Annotated in this window: 21 protein-coding genes; 19 read left to right on the forward strand and 2 right to left on the reverse strand. The window is 64.5% G+C overall.

Annotated features, from left to right (window positions below; all coding sequences use genetic code 11):
- The 5 genes from J7J50_RS02475 to J7J50_RS02495 all read left to right on the forward strand — a co-directional run.
- On the forward strand, positions 1–309 hold a 309-nt coding region (locus J7J50_RS02475; protein WP_215059588.1), incomplete at its 5' end, for a hypothetical protein.
- A gap of 180 nt (positions 310–489) precedes the next feature.
- Positions 490–1,020: a hypothetical protein gene (locus J7J50_RS02480; protein WP_215059586.1), complete on the forward strand. Its 531-nt coding sequence runs from the start codon at positions 490–492 to the stop codon at positions 1,018–1,020.
- Between the two features lie 148 nt (positions 1,021–1,168).
- Positions 1,169–1,420, forward strand: coding sequence for a hypothetical protein (locus J7J50_RS02485; RefSeq protein ID WP_215059585.1), 252 nt, complete (start codon positions 1,169–1,171; stop codon positions 1,418–1,420).
- Positions 1,421–1,577: 157 nt separating this feature from the next.
- Positions 1,578–2,090 (forward strand): elements of external origin, encoded by a 513-nt coding sequence (locus tag J7J50_RS02490; protein ID WP_251044557.1) that lies wholly within the window; start codon positions 1,578–1,580, stop codon positions 2,088–2,090.
- Between the two features lie 3 nt (positions 2,091–2,093).
- Positions 2,094–4,040: a phage terminase large subunit family protein gene (locus J7J50_RS02495; protein WP_215059581.1), complete on the forward strand. Its 1,947-nt coding sequence runs from the start codon at positions 2,094–2,096 to the stop codon at positions 4,038–4,040.
- 95 nt (positions 4,041–4,135) lie between these two features.
- Here the strand turns inward: J7J50_RS02495 and J7J50_RS02500 are convergent, their stop codons facing one another.
- Positions 4,136–5,623 carry a hypothetical protein gene (locus J7J50_RS02500; protein WP_215059579.1) on the reverse strand — a complete coding sequence of 496 codons (1,488 nt, stop codon included), beginning with the start codon at positions 5,621–5,623 and terminating at the stop codon, positions 4,136–4,138.
- A gap of 235 nt (positions 5,624–5,858) precedes the next feature.
- Here J7J50_RS02500 and J7J50_RS02505 point away from each other — a divergent pair, with 235 nt between their 5' ends.
- The 12 genes from J7J50_RS02505 (at position 5,859) to J7J50_RS02555 (ending at position 13,521) form a co-directional block, all read left to right on the forward strand.
- A complete protein-coding gene (locus J7J50_RS02505) occupies positions 5,859–6,077 on the forward strand; it encodes a hypothetical protein (protein ID WP_215059577.1) in 219 nt (72 codons plus the stop codon).
- Between the two features lies 1 nt (position 6,078).
- Positions 6,079–7,740, forward strand: coding sequence for a phage portal protein (locus J7J50_RS02510; protein WP_215059575.1), 1,662 nt, complete (start codon positions 6,079–6,081; stop codon positions 7,738–7,740).
- The gene (locus J7J50_RS24650; RefSeq protein WP_251044566.1) at positions 7,697–8,749 is read left to right on the forward strand and encodes a S49 family peptidase; all 1,053 of its coding nucleotides are present in this window, start codon (positions 7,697–7,699) and stop codon (positions 8,747–8,749) included. The genes J7J50_RS02510 and J7J50_RS24650 overlap by 44 nt, the downstream gene beginning before the upstream one ends.
- Positions 8,749–9,141, forward strand: coding sequence for a head decoration protein (locus J7J50_RS02515; protein ID WP_215059572.1), 393 nt, complete (start codon positions 8,749–8,751; stop codon positions 9,139–9,141). Before J7J50_RS24650 ends, J7J50_RS02515 begins: the two co-directional genes overlap by 1 nt.
- A gap of 3 nt (positions 9,142–9,144) precedes the next feature.
- Positions 9,145–10,152 carry a major capsid protein gene (locus J7J50_RS02520; RefSeq protein ID WP_251044556.1) on the forward strand — a complete coding sequence of 336 codons (1,008 nt, stop codon included), beginning with the start codon at positions 9,145–9,147 and terminating at the stop codon, positions 10,150–10,152.
- Positions 10,153–10,155: 3 nt separating this feature from the next.
- On the forward strand, positions 10,156–10,446 hold the full coding sequence (locus tag J7J50_RS02525) for a hypothetical protein (RefSeq protein ID WP_215059570.1): 291 nt from the start codon (positions 10,156–10,158) through the stop codon (positions 10,444–10,446).
- Positions 10,439–10,867, forward strand: a complete 429-nt coding sequence (locus tag J7J50_RS02530; RefSeq protein ID WP_215059569.1) for a hypothetical protein — start codon at positions 10,439–10,441, stop codon at positions 10,865–10,867. The genes J7J50_RS02525 and J7J50_RS02530 overlap by 8 nt, the downstream gene beginning before the upstream one ends.
- A complete protein-coding gene (locus J7J50_RS02535) occupies positions 10,867–11,415 on the forward strand; it encodes a hypothetical protein (RefSeq protein WP_215097445.1) in 549 nt (182 codons plus the stop codon). The genes J7J50_RS02530 and J7J50_RS02535 overlap by 1 nt, the downstream gene beginning before the upstream one ends.
- A gap of 56 nt (positions 11,416–11,471) precedes the next feature.
- Positions 11,472–12,230: a hypothetical protein gene (locus J7J50_RS02540; protein ID WP_215059565.1), complete on the forward strand. Its 759-nt coding sequence runs from the start codon at positions 11,472–11,474 to the stop codon at positions 12,228–12,230.
- Positions 12,230–12,661, forward strand: coding sequence for a DUF6631 family protein (locus tag J7J50_RS02545; RefSeq protein WP_215097446.1), 432 nt, complete (start codon positions 12,230–12,232; stop codon positions 12,659–12,661). Before J7J50_RS02540 ends, J7J50_RS02545 begins: the two co-directional genes overlap by 1 nt.
- 181 nt (positions 12,662–12,842) lie before the next feature.
- Positions 12,843–13,064 carry a DUF4175 domain-containing protein gene (locus J7J50_RS02550; protein WP_215055438.1) on the forward strand — a complete coding sequence of 74 codons (222 nt, stop codon included), beginning with the start codon at positions 12,843–12,845 and terminating at the stop codon, positions 13,062–13,064.
- Positions 13,045–13,521 carry a glycoside hydrolase family 104 protein gene (locus J7J50_RS02555; RefSeq protein WP_215055437.1) on the forward strand — a complete coding sequence of 159 codons (477 nt, stop codon included), beginning with the start codon at positions 13,045–13,047 and terminating at the stop codon, positions 13,519–13,521. Before J7J50_RS02550 ends, J7J50_RS02555 begins: the two co-directional genes overlap by 20 nt.
- On the opposite strand, the gene J7J50_RS02560 is transcribed toward J7J50_RS02555, so the two are convergent.
- The gene (locus tag J7J50_RS02560; RefSeq protein ID WP_215055436.1) at positions 13,494–13,727 is read right to left on the reverse strand and encodes a hypothetical protein; all 234 of its coding nucleotides are present in this window, start codon (positions 13,725–13,727) and stop codon (positions 13,494–13,496) included. The genes J7J50_RS02555 and J7J50_RS02560 overlap by 28 nt on opposite strands.
- Between J7J50_RS02560 and J7J50_RS02565 the strand changes: the two genes are divergently transcribed.
- Positions 13,717–13,980 (forward strand): hypothetical protein, encoded by a 264-nt coding sequence (locus J7J50_RS02565; protein ID WP_215055434.1) that lies wholly within the window; start codon positions 13,717–13,719, stop codon positions 13,978–13,980. The genes J7J50_RS02560 and J7J50_RS02565 overlap by 11 nt on opposite strands.
- A gap of 3 nt (positions 13,981–13,983) precedes the next feature.
- Positions 13,984–17,250, forward strand: a complete 3,267-nt coding sequence (locus J7J50_RS02570) for a tape measure protein (protein WP_215055432.1) — start codon at positions 13,984–13,986, stop codon at positions 17,248–17,250.
- Positions 17,251–17,314 lie beyond the last annotated feature (64 nt).

Consider the following 17,314-nt stretch of genomic DNA (forward strand, 5'->3'; position numbering starts at 1 on the left):
CGTCCATATAAAGCGTTCATGGGCTCGCCGCAACGACGCGGCGAACTTGAGATAACAACGATGGCGAATATGTCTTACTGCCGATTCCAGAACACCGCGCTGGCTTTGAGCAATTGCGAAGAGGTTTTGGAGGACATGGTCGACAGCGACCCCGAGCGGCTCAGCGATGAGGAGCTACTCGCGGCCCAGCGATTGGTCACCAGTTGCCTCAACATCGTCCAACTACTGGCCGAGCGCGGCTCGCTGGATTTCGCGCCGGACATGGACCTTTCGGCGGTGGTCCAGGAGTTGAACGACGCGGCCGAGTGATGAAGTGAGAGCGCTTACCTCAGCGCCCACAGGGCGCTGGGGTATTCCCTCTTCTTGGTAGGCAAGATATCTGTCTGCCTGCTGTCCGTGGTCGATGCAGTCCGTGATTTCGCTTGCCATGTTCGAGGAAGGAAGCGTTCATCGCGACGCCGCAACAACGCGGTCTACAGGGACTAAGCCATGGACAACGAGGTCATGATTTCCGACGCTGAGCTTCGAAGCCTCAGCGATTACGTGGAGCGGATACTGCGGTCCGGCCACACGTTCTCACGGCCCGACGCAGCCTTAACCTTGTTCGCCAGCTATGCCTTGGCCAGCATCCTCGCCGAGCGCACCGATACGATTCGAACGCGCCGCCTCGACCCGGACATGGTCAGGAGATTAGTGACCGAGTGCCGTAGAGAACTGGCACCGGTGGAGCGCGCTATTGAGCAGACCGGCAGTTGGTCCGCAAAGCGCTGGGTTCCCAGCGAGACCTGCGCGGACGAGATGACGTTGCGTTGGCTGCATGACGAGATTACGCGCTGTTTCGAAGGATTGGAGCCGGAATTCGTGGGATTGCCGGTGCATCAGCTCAATCGGGCGGTGCAACAAGCCCGGATGATGCAGGTATGGGATGTAGCGGACGCCAAGTACCAGACCAGCCTGCGCGCCGCCATCCGTCATTTGGAGCAAGCGATCATGGCGGCGATGTGCGCGCCGCGTAACTGACCACGGGAGAGCGCACACCCCAGCCATCTCGGGATGGCTGGGGTGTTCCTTCTTCCGCGAAATTGGTCGCGGAATCACTTGCTATCGCGTTGGAAGGAAGCGTTCATGCGGACGCCGCAAGAACGCGGCGTCTACAGGGAGAACGAACATGAGCGAGCACCATCGCAATTTTGGAGCCATCACCCGCAGCTTGACCAAGTTTGAAGTTGATATCCACGACATGCTGGCGCACGACGACACCGCCGCGTTGGCGCGCGAAGATTTGGAGGCGGCTGGCAAGCTGAGTCGAAGCTGTTGGGCGGTCGTCGCCATGCTCTGCGGAACGGCCGGTGTCGACTTGCCGACCGAGCCGGATTGGGACGTCATCCTCGCGGACGTTAACGCGACGCTGGGCAACTAGTAAGCCGGGAGTGGCAAGTCCCCAGCGCCCGATGGGCGCTGGGGTGTTCCCTCTTCCAACTACCTGATCTGCGCCGATGGCCGGCGGTCGCGGAGGCTGACCCGAATCGAATCCTGACGTGGGAATCTCCATCCGTGCTTACGGCCGCCATCGCGGCGTGTCCGACACCGCCGTGCGCAAGGCCATCGCCGCCGGCCGCATCACCGCCGAGGCGGACGGCACCATCAACGTGGCGCGCGCAGACGCCGATTGGGCGGCCAGCACGCGCGCGCCCGAGGAGCGAGTGTCGGCCTCTGCGCCGCCCGCGCGGTCGCGCGCGGCAACGCGGCTGGGGGGAGACGACCTCGGCACGGTAGCGCCGTCCAGCGCGCCCAGCGGCGGCAACACCTATGCCCAGGCACGCACCGCCAACGAAGTCCTCAAGGCGCAGCACCACAAGCTGCGCATCGCCCAACTCAAGGGCGAGTTGATCGACCGATCACAGGTCATGTCGCAGGTCTTCGCGCTGGCGCGGGCCGAACGCGATGCTTGGTTGAACTGGCCGGCGCGCATCAGTTCGATGCTCGCCGCCGAACTCGGCATTGATCCGCACACGATGCACGTCGCGCTGGAGCGCGAGGTGCGCCAACACCTGTCTGAGTTGGGCGAGTTTGTCGCGCGATTGGAGTGATTCTTGTACGACGGCTCGGACGACGTTGCGCGGTACTGGCGCGACGGTCTGACGCCCGATCCGTTTCTTGACGTCTCCGAGTGGGCCGACCGCGACCGGGTGTTGTCCAGCACGTCGTCGGCCGAGCCGGGTCGTTGGCGCACCGCGCGCACGCCGTACCTGCGCGACATCATGAACGACCTGTCGCCGGCCTCGGCGACCGAGCGCGTTGTGTTCATGAAGGGCGCGCAGGTCGGGGGCACGGAGTGCGGCAACAACTGGATCGGCTACGTCATCGCCTGCGCGCCGGGGCCGATGATGGCGGTGGCGCCCACGGTCGAGATGGCGAAGCGCAATTCGAAACAGCGCATCGACCCGCTGATCGAAGAGTCGCCGTCGCTACGCGAGCGGATCGCTCCCTCGCGCGCGCGCGATGCCGGCAACACGATCCTGGCCAAGGAGTTCCGCGGCGGCGTCCTGGTGCTGACCGGCGCCAACAGCGCGGTCGGCCTGCGCTCGATGCCGGTGCGGTATCTGTTCCTGGACGAAGTGGACGGTTACCCGCGTGACGTCGAGGGCGAAGGCGACGCCGTTGCATTGGCGGAAGCCCGTACCCGCACCTTCACGCGGCGCAAGATTCTGTTGGTCTCGACACCGACGATTGCCGGCGCTTCGACCATCGAGCGTGAGTATCTCGCGTCCGACCAGCGGCGGTACTTTGTGCCGTGCCCGCATTGCCGCCACGAACAATGGCTGCGGTTTGAGCAACTGCGCTGGACCTGGGGCGACCCGCGCTCGGCTCGGTACATGTGCGAGGTCTGCGAGCAGCCGATCGGCGAGCACCACAAGACCGCGATGCTGGCGGACGGGCGCTGGATCGCGACCGCGCCGAAGAACAAAAGAAAGACGGCGGGCTACCACCTGTCGTCGCTATACTCGCCGGTCGGCTGGCGCAGTTGGGCCGACATCGTCGCCGCATGGGAATCCGCGCAAGGTTCGGCGACCGCGCTGAAGGCGTTCAAGAACACGGAACTGGGCGAGACCTGGGAAGAGGAAGGCGAAGCGCCCGATTGGGAACGCTTGCTGGAGCGTCGCGAGGATTACCGCATCGGCACCGTGCCGGCCGGTGGCCTGCTGCTGACCGGTGGTGCCGACGTCCAGAAGGACCGCATCGAAGTATCGGTGTGGGCGTTCGGCCGGGGCCGGGAGACCTGGCTGGTCGAGCACCGCGTGCTGATGGGCGATACCGCCCGCGCCGCGGTGTGGAACGAGTTGGGCACGATCCTTTCGGAACAATGGACCCACGCCAGCGGAGCGCTGTTGCCACTAACGCGATTGGGCCTGGACACCGGGTTCGCCACCCAGGAAGCGTATGCGTTCGCGCGCTCGGCCGGCGATCCACGCCTGCTGCCGATGAAGGGCGTCGGTAGTGCCGCAGCGTTGATCGGCACGCCGACCGCGGTGGATGTCAGCGTGCCGGGCAAGCGCATCCGACGCGGCCTGAAACTGTTCGCGATCGCTGGCGGTATCGCCAAGCTGGAGCTTTACAACGCGCTGCGCCTGTCGATAGAGATCGGACCGGACGGACAGTCGGCCTTCCCGGCCGGCTACGTCCATCTGCCGAAGATTGACGGCGAGTTCCTCCAGCAGCTCACCGCCGAACATTTGATCTCCCGACGCGACCGCCACGGTTACACCGTGCGTGCGTGGGAGAAGCGGCGCGATCGCAACGAGGCGCTGGACTGTTACGTCATGGCACGCGCCGCGGCGATGCAGGCCGGCGTCGATCGCTTCGAGGAACGCCATTGGCGCGAGATGGAGCGAACGGTTGGCGTTCTACCTGCAGCGACGCCATCAACGCCATCGCCTACATCGAGCTACCCCTCCCCACAGGCCGCCTCCCCAGGCGGCCTTTCCATTTCTGGCCCGCGTCGAGGGCGCCGGGTTATTTCGAGTCACTTCATGGGATGACATCGATTCGTATGCATTCCGGGGAGAAGTTCATTGGCGATCAACATGCTTAGTTCACCTAGATCGTGAGAATACGCAGGCTCTACCAAAGAAAACTAAATGCCGTCCTTTCTCCCTACGAGTATGCCGCTCATCGGCGACTGCCTGATTAGTGACCATAGATTGGCATCTATGTATGCACTCTTAGCGCGTACAGCTATCGTTTTTGATCTTTTGAACGTAAAAAATTGATACATTGTTCTGTATGTATTTGTTGTGCCGCCGACCATGTCCCGTCCAGAGCCTGAACTCAGAACCGAATAATGGATCTGCGCGGGTTCTTTCCTCGGCACTGAAGGCTGTTCCATCTTTTTGTCGCTTCGCTCTTGGCGCACGGCTCTGAACTGACCCTCAGCGTTTTGGCTGATCCCGACTAGGTGGCGCCCGCTGTCGCTGATGGCAATCGCTTGACTGGCCAATCCTCCAGGCAGTGTGCCGAGATCGATGAGTGTGGCCCCACCGATGACTGCGCGGATTGCGCCTACATCATCCTGTGCCGATCCAATCGCCGCGTTGTTGTCCGCAATCGCTGTTACGGATGTAGAAAATCCACCCAAATTTCCAAGATCCGCAGCGGCCTCAAGGTCGGGATTTTCGACAGGCATCCAGACAAAGGCGCTCGTGCGGCCGGACGCAGTTAGATACTGGCCAACAATGCGGCCAGAGGCATTCATGTCGATGACTTGAAGCTGTTGTGGAAAGACGCCTTCGACTCGGTTCAGAACGGCGAGCATCGTTCCGTCACTTTCCCATCGTACTGCGGCAAGATCATTAGCGGCCGATTCGCAATGCCCCGCGACTTGGCCGCTGTCGTTAATGGCAATCGCGGCGCAGCTTGAGTCGGGAGCGAGCGGGCGCAGCGTGTGTACGACATAAGCTCCGCCCAATCCGGTCGGTACCCATCGCACCGCCACGCTCCCTCCCACTCGGAGCGAGCAAACCCCGGTGATCAACGGACTGGCCCCATTGGTCATGTCAGTGACCTCGCAGCCAATGCTGGCCGGGAGCAAAGGGGGAAGCGGACCTAACTCAGGCAACGCCGTTGCTGAGACCTGATCGCGCTTCCAGATGACCGCGCGTATCGCACCCGCGTTGCTAATGCTGTATCCCGCGACAATACCCAAGTGATTGACTAACACGGAACCGGATTTGACATGCAGCGGCAGGGCACTCAATCGTTGCGGTGCGCTTGGGACTGACGTGGCCGTTGACCAGCGGACCGGGAAAAACTCACCGTCATCGTCCTGGCAGTTCCCAGCGATGGTGCCGTCATTTCCGATGGCTTCTGCATCGCAAAGCGCATCCGCTTCCAGAGGCGGCAATAGCCTTGGTGGCTGAGCACGAGGCCAATACACCGGGACCAGATCCTCATCTTCGTCGCGACAGGTCCCAACGGCATTGCCTTGGTCGTTAATGTCCATGCCGATGCAGATGTCACCTTGTGGAAGTGTCCCCATGTCCGACCACGCTGCTGATGTGGCGACTGGAAAGCTGCCTATTGATGCCAGCACAAGGGCAACACTGCTGAAGCGATATGGCGACATACGTATGTCTCCGATGCGTTAGTGGAAGTCGCCAAGCGTGTATGGGCGCAAGTGCACACAAGCGCAACGTCGATCCTAGGAGCGCACCGAACGGGAGTCTGTGATCGCGTTGTTGCGGTGAGCAAACGTGAGTAGCCGTTTTACCACTTGTCTCGCATTCCATCGGGCCGCCCTTAGGGCGGCCTCTTCATTTCTGTCTTGCTCCAAAAGCGCGAGACCTTAACCACTCAATTCGATGACCGATCTTCCTTATACCCACGAACAACTGAAAGTGCTGCGCAACGCGCTCGCGCGCGGCGAGCGCCGCGTCAGCTTCGGCGACCGCTTGGTCGAGTACCGCTCCGTCGATGAATTGCTGGCCGCGATCCGCGAGATCGAGGCCGCGCTCGCTGGCACCGAGGGCCAACCGCGACGCGCCCGCCGATTGCTGACCACCACCTCCAAGGGCTTCTGACATGAGTTGGTGGTCCCGGCTGCGAACGTCGATGTTCGGAGGCACGCCCGTGCATGAGGTGGCGGGCCACGGCCGCCGCTCGACTGCATGGCAGCCCAGCAATCCCGGCGCGGTGGCCGCGTTGCTGGCGACCGGCGATGCGCTGCGGGTGCGCTCGCGCGATCTCGTTCGCCGTAACGCCTGGGCCAACGCCGCGCTGGAAGCCTTCGTCGCCAATGCGGTCGGCACCGGCATCAAGCCGCAATCGCTGATCACCGATCAGACCCAACGCGAGGCGGTGCAGGCGCTGTGGCGCGATTGGTGCGATGAGGCCGATGCGGCGGGCCTGACCGATCTGTACGGATTGCAGGCCTTGGCCTGCCGCGCGCTGCTGGAAGGCGGCGAGTGCTTGGTCCGCCTGCGCCCGCGTCGGCCGGAAGACGGCCTCGTCGTTCCGCTGCAGTTGCAGGTACTGGAGCCCGAGCATCTGCCGCTGAGCCTCAACCGCGAAGAGCCCAACGGCAACCTGATCCGCGCCGGCATCGAGTTCGACCGACTCGGCCGGCGTGTGGCGTATCACCTCTACCTGTCGCATCCGCAGGACGGCGCGATGGCACCGATGTCGCGTCACGGCGGCATGGAAACGTTTCGGGTTCCGGCGTCGGAAATCCTGCATCTGTTCCGTCCGCTGCGTCCCGGCCAGATTCGCGGCGAGCCCTGGCTCGCGCGCGCGGTGGTCAAGCTGCACGAGCTGGATCAGTACGACGACGCCGAGTTGGTCCGCAAGAAGACGGCGGCGATGTTCGCCGGCTTCGTGACCCGCGACGGCCCCGAAGATCCATTGCCGGGGGATGGACCGCCTGACGAACACGGGACGGCGCCGCTCGGCCTGGAGCCGGGCAGCCTGCAAATTCTGGAGGCGGGCGAGAGCGTCACCTTCGCCCAGCCGGCCGATGTGGGCGCGAGCTACGAGGCGTTCCTGCGCTCGCAGTTCCGCGCCGTCGCCGCTTCGATCGGCATTACCTACGAGCAGCTGACCGGCGACCTGACCGGCGTGAATTACTCGTCCATCCGCGCCGGGTTGCTGGAGTTTCGGCGCCGCTGCGAAATGGTCCAGCACACGGTGCTGGTCTACCAACTGTGTCGCCCGATCTGGAACGCGTTTCTGGATACGGCGGTGTTGTCGGGCGCGATTGAACTGCCGGGTTACCGGCGTCGCAAGCGCCAGTACCGCGCCAGCAAATGGGTACCGCAGGGCTGGAGCTGGGTCGATCCGGAAAAAGAGTTCAACGCGATGATCCTCGCGATCCGCGCGGGTCTGCTCTCGCGCTCGGAGGCCATTGCCAGTTCGGGCTACGACGCCGAGACCATCGACCGCGAAATCGCGGCGGATGCAGCGCGCGCCGACGCCCTCGGCCTGGTCCTCGACACCGATCCCCGCCAGGTCGCCCGCAACGGTGCCCTGCAATCCGCGCCGGCCGAGCCGGTGCCTTCTGAGTTATCGCCTGCCAATGACCGATCTGCCTTTCCTGGCGGCGCGCGTGTTCAACACGCCGCTGCTGATCCAGCGCGTCAAGCTGGACGTGATCCTGAGTGTGTTAGCACCGCGATTCGACCTGCAAACCCTGCCGCCGCCCCAGATGGCACCGCCTTTGGTGGCCAGCGCACCGACGCTCGGCGATGAGCGCGGCATTCTTGTTCTGCCGATCCACGGGACGCTCGTCCAGCGCACGGTCGGCTTGGACACCCTGTCGGGTCTGACCAGCTATCTGTCGATCGCGCGGCGAATCGACGCCGCGCTCGCCGATGAATCCGTCCGCGGCATTGTGTTGGACATCGACAGTCCGGGCGGGGAAGCCGCTGGCCTGTTCGATCTGGCCGACCAGATTCGTGCCGCCGGCAGGGTGAAGCCGATCTGGGCGGTGGCGAACGATGCGGCGTTCTCGGCCGCCTATGCGTTGGCGAGCGCAAGTCAGCGGTTGTTTTTGACGCGCACCGCCGGTGTCGGATCGATTGGCGTGATCGCGTTGCACGTTGATCAATCGCAGAAGGACGCCAACGCGGGGTTGAAATTCACGCCCATCCAAGCCGGTGACCGCAAGAACGACGGCACGCCGCATTCGGCGCTAACCGATGAAGCGCGCGAGTCGATCCAAACCGAGGTCAACCGCCTCTACGAACTGTTTGTCCTGACCATTGCCGATCAACGCGGCTTGTCCGCTGAGAGCGTCCGCAAGACCGAAGCCGCGCTGTACTTCGGTCAAGACGCCATCAATGTCGGCCTGGCCGACCGGCTCGGCACCCTTAGCGACGCCGTCCAGCAAATGCACACCGAACTGGACGCCACCGCGCGTCCCCTTTTCTTGGAGTCCCCTGTGATGTCTACCCCTGAATCAACGGTACCGACCGTCGATACCGACGCCGTGCGCGCGCAAGCGCACAGCGATGCCCTGGCGATCGCCGAACTGTGCGAGCTGGCCGGGCAACCGCAGCTGACCGCGACGCTCCTCGCCGAAGGCGTAACCCCTGCGGTCGCACGTCAGCGCCTGCTCGCGGCCAAGGCCGAGTCGCCCGAGATCGCCAGCCATTTGTCGCCGACCGCATCGATTCCCTCAGCATCGCTGTCCTTGGACGACAACCCGCTCATTCACGCGGTTAAGCCCCGTGCCGCCGCAGCGCGGAGGGGACGCTGATGCGCCTGACTACGTATCCGCCCGTCCACCAAGGCTTGAACCTCGGCGATGTGGTCAAGTTCGAGGCCGACAACCTCTACTCGCGCGATCAGGTCACCGTCGCCGCGGACCAAGTGCTGCGACTCGGCCAGGTCGTCGGTCGCGTTACCGCGACCGGTGAAATGGCTGCGCTCGACCCTGCCGCCACCGACGGCCGGGAGGTCGCCGCTGGCGTGGCTATCGCGCCGATTTCGACCACCACCGAGCCCAGTCTGGACGGTTTGATCGTCGCTCGCCACGCCACCGTCGCCGATCACGCCTTGGTCTGGCCACGCGTCGTAACCGCTGAACAACGTGCCGCCGCCGTCGCGCAGCTGCGCTCCCTCGGCGTACTTGTCCGCCACGGAGTCTGATCCATGTCCATGAACAACCCGTTCCACAATCCGGCGTTCTCGATGAGTGCGCTGACCACCGCGATCAACCTGCTGCCGAATCAATACGGTCGCCTGGATGAGCTGAACCTGTTTCCGGTCAAGCCGGTGCGCACGCGCCAAGTGACGGTCGAAGAACGCAATGGCGTGCTGTCGTTGTTGCAGACCCAGCCGGTGGGCTCGCCCGGCACCGTGGGCAAGCGCGGTAAGCGCAGCCTGCGTGCGTTCAACGTGCCGCATATCCCGCACGACGACGTAGTGCTGCCCGAGGAGGTCGTCGGTGTCCGCGCGTTCGGCACCGAGTCGGAACTGGAGACGGTGGCGGGCGTCATGGCCGATCACCTGCAGACCATGCGCAACAAGCACGCGATTACGCTGGAGCATCTGCGGATGGGCGCCCTGAAGGGAGTAATCCTGGACGCCGATGGCAGTGAACTCGCGAACCTGTTCGATATCTTCAACATCGCGCCCAAGACCTTCGACTTCCAGCTCGCCAACAAGGACACCGACGTTCGCAAGAAGTGCCTGGACCTTAAGCGCTACATGAGCCAATCGCTGCTTGGCGAGCGCATGAGCGGAATTCATGTGCTCGTGTCCACCGAGTTCTTCGACGCGCTGACTGGACACCCCAAGGTTGAGAAGGCTTACGAGCGCTGGCAGGAGGGTGCGGCGCTGCGCGACGACATGCGGTCCGATTTCCGATTGGCGGGCGTGCGGTTCGAGGAATACACCGGCGAAGCCAGCGACGGCGAGGGCAATAGCCGTCGTTTCATTGCCGAGGGCGAAGGCCACGCGTTCCCGCTCGGCACGTTGGACACGTTCGCGACTTACGTGGCGCCGGCCGACTTCAACGAGAGTGTCAACACCCTGGGCCAGTTGCTCTACAGCAAGCAGGCGCCACGCAAGTTCGATCGCGGCACCGACCTGCACACGCAGTCGAACCCGCTCCCGATGTGCCATCGCCCAGCGCTGCTGCCCAAGCTGAAGGCGTAAGCCGTGAACGCGTTCGTGACCATGGACGAGGTAGTGTTTGACACGCTCGGCGTCGTCGCGCTCGTTCAGCGTGCCGGCTCCCCACCGGTACGTTCCCAACTGATCGTGCGTGACGGCGTCGAGCGCTTGGGCGAGTTTCAGCAGGTCATCGGCCGCGCTCGGCATGTGGTCGTTCGCAACCGCGATTGGACGTTCCGCCGGGGCGACACGGTCACCCTGGACGGCCGGTCCCAAGCGGTCGAGGCGCTGGTCCGCGACGACGGCCTGGTCAATGAGGTCGTCCTTCATGGCTGAGTCCGCCCCGACTTGGCAATTGCTGGAGCGGGTCGCGGAGCGCTTAACCGAGATCCGCGTAGGTGCCGGCTACCGCACCGACATCGGCGCCGTCGTCGCGTTGGAACCCGCGCAGCACCCGGACGATGAAGCCGAGGGGCTGACGCTGGCCTCGCTCGGCATCCAGCGCGACGCCAGTAAACCCCATGGACGCCATCGACTGTTGCAAGTCCTGGCCGAAGCGACGGTGCCGGTCAGTTTGACCGACGCCCATGCTCGATCGCATGCCATCGCGGCCGATATCGAGGATGCGTTGGACGACTGGATTCCCTTGCCCCACGCCCTGCCGGCGCAGGTCGAGGACATCGTGTTCCTCGACCGCCCGGAGGGTCTCCCGGTGGTGGCCGTGCAAGTCGCCCTGACGATTCACTATCGCCGCTGATGGAACTCTTCATCGATGCCAACGCCACGCTCGACGTGGCCAAACGCATCAGCGAGATCCCGGCCAAGGTGGTCCTCGCGCAGCGTCGCGCGCTGGGCACGCTGCGTCGTCGCTGGCCGGTCATCGCCCGTCGTGACATCCAAACCGAGTACGCCTTGTCGGCGCAACGCATCCGCGCCGGCATCAGCGTGCGAACGACGCGCGAGGGCGTCGAACTGGTCGGCGTCGCGCGCGGCGTCGGCCTACGGAACTTCGCGTCCAAACGCAGCGCCGATGACCGAGGTTTGAACTTCACCGCCCTGCGCGGCAAGCGCGGCTTCCGTCGCAGCGGCTTCCATCGCCGCCACGGCGGCGCCGACATCGCGTTCGTCCGGACCCCGGTCTCGGGGGATAAGCGCGTTCCACGCACGCCGATCATTCGGCTCTACGGTCCGTCGCTGGCGCAAATGCTGCGCAAGGGCGACCGCCCCGAACGCATGGCCCAAGCCGGCCTCGACGTGATCACCGCCGACATCGACCGACTGCTGCTGCGCTCGCTGCGTCGCTGAATCGGCTGCCGCTCGGCCGCCCACTTACACCTTATATATAGGAGCCACGCTGCCCCATGGCCGCGCAAGACCTGTTTTCGTTCCAGGGCAAGGTTTACCTCGCCCAGCGTCAGCCCAATGGCAAGCCCGGCCCGCTGCGGTGGGTCGGCAATGCGCCCCAGCTCCAGCTTGCGCTGGAGGTCCAGAACTCCGACAAGACTGAATCGTTCAGCGGCAACCGCCTGCTCTACGGCCGCCTGATCCAGAGCAAGACCGCCAATCTCAATCTCACCTTGGACGAGGCGACCCCGGAGAATCTGGCCGAGGGCCTGTACTCGATCCCGGCGACCCTGCCGGCCGGTGCGGTCAGCAACGAACTGCTGCCGGCGGGCTTGAAAGCCAACGACATGGTCGCGCTCGACCGCGGTTGGGTCAGCGAGGTGTCGCTCACCGACAGCGCCACGCCGCCGGTCACGGTACCGGTACCGAATTGGTGGACCGAATCGCCTTCGGCGGGCTTGCTCGGACTGCGCAAGGTCGACGGATTCACTCAGCCGTTCAAGGCTACTTATAAGCACGGCGAGACGGTCAACATCGCCCTGTTCAACACGCCGCCGCAGGAACGCATGCTGTTCCTGGACGGCATCAACACCGTCAACGGCCGCCGCGCCCGCGTGACGCTCTACCGCGTCGCGTTCAATCCCATTGAACAGTTGGACTTGATCTCCGAGGAATGGGGTAGCCTCCAACTGTCGGGCGCGACGCTGTTCGATGAATCCCGGTCGCTGGACCCGGACTTGGGCGGCTTCGGCCGCATCGAATTGGTGAAGTCGTAATGGCGCGCAAGATCAAACGGCCCGGGCCCGTCGCTGACGAACTGGCGATCTTGCAGCCCAACCGCACGCTGCCGTTGGGCGATCGCAATGTGACCGTGCGCGAGCTGGGCTTCTTTGAAAGCCTGCGCCTGCACGAATCGGTGGCCGCCCTGGTCGGCGGCCTGGTCAGCCTGACCGAGGACGGCAACGTCGATCTGGATCGGCTGCACCGCGTCTGTGCGCTGCACCCGGACGCCGCGGTCGAGCTGCTGGCGCAAGCCAGCGATCAATCCGTCGAATGGGTGCATTCGCTCAATGCCGCGCAGGGCGATCTGTTGCTGATGACGTTCTGGGCGGTCAACGCCGATTTTTTTCTGCAGCGCGTGCTGGCGGCGCTGGAGACGCGGCGCGCGGTCCTGGCAACGACTGGCCCAGCGTCCTCGCCACCCTGATCGATCACGGCTTTGATTGGCCGTGGATCGAGCGCGCGACCTCGCGCCAACTCTCTCTGTTCTATCGCATCGCGGTCCAGCGCGAGCGTGCGCTGCGCGCCGATCGCGTCGAGGACATCAACGCCGGCTTCGCTGGCGGACGTGACGTCACCGCCTTCATTCAAAAACTACGGAATCCCTTATGAAACTCATCGAGAACTGGCGCCACGCGTGGCGCTTCCTGAGCGTGCAAGCGATGACGCTCGCCATCGCCCTCCAAGGCGTTTGGTTGAATCTGCCCGACGACCTGCGCGTCCACGTGCCCGACCGCATTGCCGCCAGCGTCACCGCGGGTTTGCTGATCTTGGGCCTGATCGGCCGCCTGTTCCAGCAGCGAGGGGCCGATGGCGAAACTCTCCGCTGAGCAGGCCGGCGGTCAGAACGTCGTCGCGTTCCTCGACATGATTGCCCACGCCGAAGGCGTCGAGCGTTTCAGCGAACACGACGGGTACGACGTGATGGTTGGCGGCAAATGCTTTACCGGCTTTGATGAACATCCGCGCAAGCTGGTGTGGCTGCCGAAGTACCGCATCAACTCTACGGCGGCAGGCCGTTACCAATTCCTGTGGAAAACCTGGAACAGCCTGCGCAACAAATTGCGACTGCCCGATTTCGGCCCGGCGTCGCAGGATCGCGCCGCGATCGAACTGCTGCGCGAGAACGGCGCGCTGGCCGACATCAAGAAGGGCTGGGTCAAATCGGCCGTGCGTAAGTCCCGCAAGACCTGGGCTTCGTTACCCGATGCCGGCTACGAGCAGCGCGAGGTGCCGCTGGAAGCCCTGCTGGCGGTCTATCAGAAAGCCGGAGGCCAGATCGCATGATCGCTCTGAAAGTTTGGGCGACCACGGTGCTGACCGCGATCGCTGCGGTGTTGGCCGCGTTCGGCTGGGGTCGGCTGAAGGGCGCGCGACGCGCGCGCAAGCAGTCCGATAAGCGCATCGGCGCGAGCGAACAGCGTGCAGCTGTAGCTGAGCGCGTCATTGACCACACCGAAGTACGACACGAGGTCGACACCGATGTCCTTCACCTTCCGTCCAGCGATCTTCGGCTCGGTGTCCCTGCGGCAATGGCAGTGGTCGTTGCTGATTCCGCTGCTGACCGCTTGTACGACGACTGGTCGCGCGACGGTGACGACGTCGGGGTGCGAGTGGACGCGTCCGATTCTGGTCTCTCGTCTGGATCAACTGACCGATCTGACGGCCCGGCAGATTTTGGCCCATAACGAAACCGGCCGCCGCCTGTGCGGCTGGGGCGCGAAAGCGGCGCGCAAGCAGCCCTGATTCATGGCGAACCGCGATACCACGATCACGCTGCTGATCAAGGCCAATGCCGCACAACTCAACCAGGCGCTGCAACAAGCGGGAGTGCGGGCCCGTGTCTTTGGTGACGATGCCGAGAACGCCGGTCGCCGAGCGAAGAAGGGATTTGAACAGTCCCGATCCAGTGTCGAAGCCATCGGCCACCAGCTCGGCCAGGCCAAGGCGCAGCTGCTGGCGTTCGTGGGATTGCAAGGCGCCGGCACCGCCATCGCCGGCCTGGCGCGCGCGGCCGACAGCTACGCCAATCTTACGGCGAAGATCAAGCTGGCGACGACGTCGCAGGCCAGCTTCAACTTGGCCGAGGACGCGGTGTTCGCGATCTCGCAGCGCACGTCCACGCAGTTGGATGCGACCGCGACACTGTTCGGCCGCCTCAGTGGTGCGCTGAAAGACCAGGGGGGATCGCAGCGCGAAGTACTCGGCTTGACCGAGACGATCAACAAGGCGTTGGCAGTATCGGGCGCGACCGGCGCCGAGACGGCCTCGGTCATCGTGCAGCTGAGTCAGGCGTTCGCCGCCGGTCGGCTGAGCGGCGATGAATTCAACTCGGTCAACGACGCCGGCCCGCGCCTGATGAAGGCACTGGCTGAGAGCATGGGCGTCACCGTGGGCGAGCTGAAAGCGCTGGCCGAAGCCGGCAAGCTCACCAGCGACCAGCTCCGCACCGCGTTCTCCGGTGATCAGGCGAAGAAGATCGCCGCCGAGTTCAATCAGTTGCCGCTGACGATCGAGCGCAGTCTGACCCAGCTCGACAACGCGTTCACCCGCTTCATCGGTCAGCAGGATCGGGCGATGGGTGTGTCGGCCGTCGTGGCCGGTTCGATCCAAGGGTTGTCGCAGAACTTTGACGGTTTGGCGAATGTGGTCGGCGTGATTGTCGTCGCCGGGCTGGGCCGCTTGATCGCGACGCTGGTCACCGCGGGCGCGGCGAAAGTCGCCGGCATGCGCAAGACCCAGCAGTTGGCGCAGGAGGAACTGGCCCAGGCGCGTGCGGCGGAAACCGCAGCGCAGGCCGAATTGGCGCGTGCCCGCGCGCTGACCCTGTCGGGCACCGGGACCACGCAGGTCGCCGCCGCCGAAGCCGGTTTGGCCGCCGCCCAGGCCCGCACCACGGCCGCCACCCAGGCGGCGACGGCGGCCGTGGGCGCGAAGGCCGTGGCCGTGCGCGCGCTGTCGTCCGTACTGACGCTGATGGGCGGCCCCCTCGGGCTGGCCATTACCGGCGTCACCCTGCTTGCGAGCGCCTTTGCCACGGCGAGCGCGAATGCGAAGGCGGCGAAGATCGAGTTCGAAAGCACGATCAAGGCGGCGCAGCGGTTTCGCGAGCAGCAGGACATCGATTCCGGTGTCGATGTTGGCAAACGGCTCATCGATCAGCGCCAGCAACTACAGAAGGAGTTGGAGAACCTTCAGATCCTTCGGCAAGGCATCGGTCCGCTCTATGGCGGCGCCCAGTTTGATGGCGGTCAAAGCAGCGGGCGGTTGCTGTTCGGCAAGGACGTCGACGCCGAGATCAAGCGCGTTCAAACCCAGCTCGCGCGGACCAATCAAGAATTCAATCAGGTCCGCGATTCGCTGACCGAGCTGCGCACCGCTCAAGCGAGCGGTGGACGCACGCGCCTACAGGTTACGAAGGAAGCAGGGGATTTCACCAAGGCGCTAACCGACCAGAACGAGAAGCTCAAGGTCGAGCGGATCGAACGCGAAAAGGGTCTGCGTGCCGCCTTGGAGTATCAGGCGGTCAAGGCAGCCGGCGTCAAGGACACCACGCAGCTGACCGCTGCGATGCGGCAAGCCATCGATGTGCAGGTGCGCGAACGCGAGGCGGCCGAGGCCGCGACCGCCGCCGGGCGCGCGCAGACCAAAGCCCAGCGTGACGCGGTACGTCAGCAAAAAGCGGACGAACGTCAGCAGGCGCGGGACAAGAAGGATCAAGAGAAGGAACAGAAGAAAGAGCGAAAGACCAGCGATGAGTTGGACAAGACCGTCGGCGATGCGGAGTTCTCGCTGCTGCGCAATCGCGGCGACACCGCCGCCGCGCGCCAGCGCGAGCTGCTGCTGGAGCATCGCGAGTCCCTGGCCGAATTGCTGGAGCGGGGCCGAACCTCGGATTGGCTGAAGCTCAACCTGAGCATCGACACGCAAGTGGCTCAGGCGCAGCTGGACGATCTGCAGGGGCAGGTCGAGCGCGTCTTTGGTCAACAGTCCCGTGATGAGCAATCGATCCAGACGCGGCAACAGGCGGGATTGCTGACCGAGATCGGTGCGCGCCGTGAACTCATCGATCTGCATGCGCGGACCGCGGCTGAGGTCGAGCAGTTGCTGCCGAAGATGAATCAACTGGCGGCAAAGACTGGCTCTCCTGAATCGATCGAACGCGTCAAAGACCTGACGGCGCAAGTTGCAGCACTCAAAACGCAATCGAACGAGTTGGTCGTCACGCTGACCAATGGCTTCGAAAGCGGCTTGAGTAACGCGCTGGAAGGACTGGCGACCGGCACCTTGACGCTGCGCCAAGCGCTTACGGGACTGGTGCAGGACATGGCCCGCTCGATGGCGCAACTGGCGGCGCAGCAATTGGCCGCGATGGCGACCGCGAAACTGATGTCGGTCATCGGCAAGATCGGCGGCGCCAAGACCCCGGATCTCGCCCAACCCGATCCGGTGCAAGCGGCGACGGCAGGCGCTGCCTACGCCCTGCCTATCGCGGGCGCGTCCGCTGCATTGGGCGCGGCCGGTGGGGTGGTGATGGCTGCTGCAATTGCCATGCAGGCGGCGGCGAAGACCATGCTGGCCGCCAATGCCGCAAAAACGGCCTCGGGATTCTTCGCCAGCGGCGGCTTCACCGGCATCGGACCGAAATACGCCCCGGCCGGCGTGGTCCATCGCGGCGAGTTCGTGCATCGGCGCGAAGTCGTGCGCCAACCGGGCGCGCGCTCGTTCCTTGAGCGGTTCAACCGCGTCGGTATGGCGTCGATCGATGGCCTGCGCGGCTACGCGGCAGGTGGTTTCGTGAGCCCGGCGCCGCGCGCCCCTGCCACGGTCAGTCGGTCGGTTGCCGAACAGCCTGGGCGTGGCGCCGAGCCGGATCGGCGTTCGGGCCAGATCACGAATGTCTTGTACCTGGACCCGCGTGAGATCGTGAACGTGATGGGCACCCAGGCCGGGCGGCAAGTGATCCTGTCCACGATTCGCGCAAATGCTCCCACCGTCAGGCAAGACCTGGGCTGATCGTCTCAACCTTTGCGAAGGCTTCCCCGCAGGATGCTTCCCGGCGGTGGGGTCCCCCCTGTTC

The organism is Lysobacter sp. ISL-50 (assembly GCF_018612875.1).
Classification (GTDB): Bacteria; Pseudomonadota; Gammaproteobacteria; order Xanthomonadales; family Xanthomonadaceae; genus Lysobacter.

What these genes read in the sequence shown, in the direction of transcription:
- J7J50_RS02500 (WP_215059579.1), bottom strand. Translation starts at nt 5,623, where the DNA reads ATGTCGCCATATCGCTTCAGCAGTGTTGCCCTTGTGCTGGCATCAATA.
- J7J50_RS02515 (WP_215059572.1), top strand. Translation starts at nt 8,749, where the DNA reads ATGCGCCTGACTACGTATCCGCCCGTCCACCAAGGCTTGAACCTCGGC.
- J7J50_RS02570 (WP_215055432.1), top strand. Translation starts at nt 13,984, where the DNA reads ATGGCGAACCGCGATACCACGATCACGCTGCTGATCAAGGCCAATGCC.
- J7J50_RS02480 (WP_215059586.1), top strand. Translation starts at nt 490, where the DNA reads ATGGACAACGAGGTCATGATTTCCGACGCTGAGCTTCGAAGCCTCAGC.
- J7J50_RS02505 (WP_215059577.1), top strand. Translation starts at nt 5,859, where the DNA reads ATGACCGATCTTCCTTATACCCACGAACAACTGAAAGTGCTGCGCAAC.
- J7J50_RS02485 (WP_215059585.1), top strand. Translation starts at nt 1,169, where the DNA reads ATGAGCGAGCACCATCGCAATTTTGGAGCCATCACCCGCAGCTTGACC.
- J7J50_RS02555 (WP_215055437.1), top strand. Translation starts at nt 13,045, where the DNA reads ATGGCGAAACTCTCCGCTGAGCAGGCCGGCGGTCAGAACGTCGTCGCG.
- J7J50_RS02530 (WP_215059569.1), top strand. Translation starts at nt 10,439, where the DNA reads ATGGCTGAGTCCGCCCCGACTTGGCAATTGCTGGAGCGGGTCGCGGAG.
- J7J50_RS02520 (WP_251044556.1), top strand. Translation starts at nt 9,145, where the DNA reads ATGTCCATGAACAACCCGTTCCACAATCCGGCGTTCTCGATGAGTGCG.
- J7J50_RS02550 (WP_215055438.1), top strand. Translation starts at nt 12,843, where the DNA reads ATGAAACTCATCGAGAACTGGCGCCACGCGTGGCGCTTCCTGAGCGTG.
- J7J50_RS24650 (WP_251044566.1), top strand. Translation starts at nt 7,697, where the DNA reads ATGGCACCGCCTTTGGTGGCCAGCGCACCGACGCTCGGCGATGAGCGC.
- J7J50_RS02545 (WP_215097446.1), top strand. Translation starts at nt 12,230, where the DNA reads ATGGCGCGCAAGATCAAACGGCCCGGGCCCGTCGCTGACGAACTGGCG.
- J7J50_RS02540 (WP_215059565.1), top strand. Translation starts at nt 11,472, where the DNA reads ATGGCCGCGCAAGACCTGTTTTCGTTCCAGGGCAAGGTTTACCTCGCC.
- J7J50_RS02535 (WP_215097445.1), top strand. Translation starts at nt 10,867, where the DNA reads ATGGAACTCTTCATCGATGCCAACGCCACGCTCGACGTGGCCAAACGC.
- J7J50_RS02565 (WP_215055434.1), top strand. Translation starts at nt 13,717, where the DNA reads ATGTCCTTCACCTTCCGTCCAGCGATCTTCGGCTCGGTGTCCCTGCGG.
- J7J50_RS02510 (WP_215059575.1), top strand. Translation starts at nt 6,079, where the DNA reads ATGAGTTGGTGGTCCCGGCTGCGAACGTCGATGTTCGGAGGCACGCCC.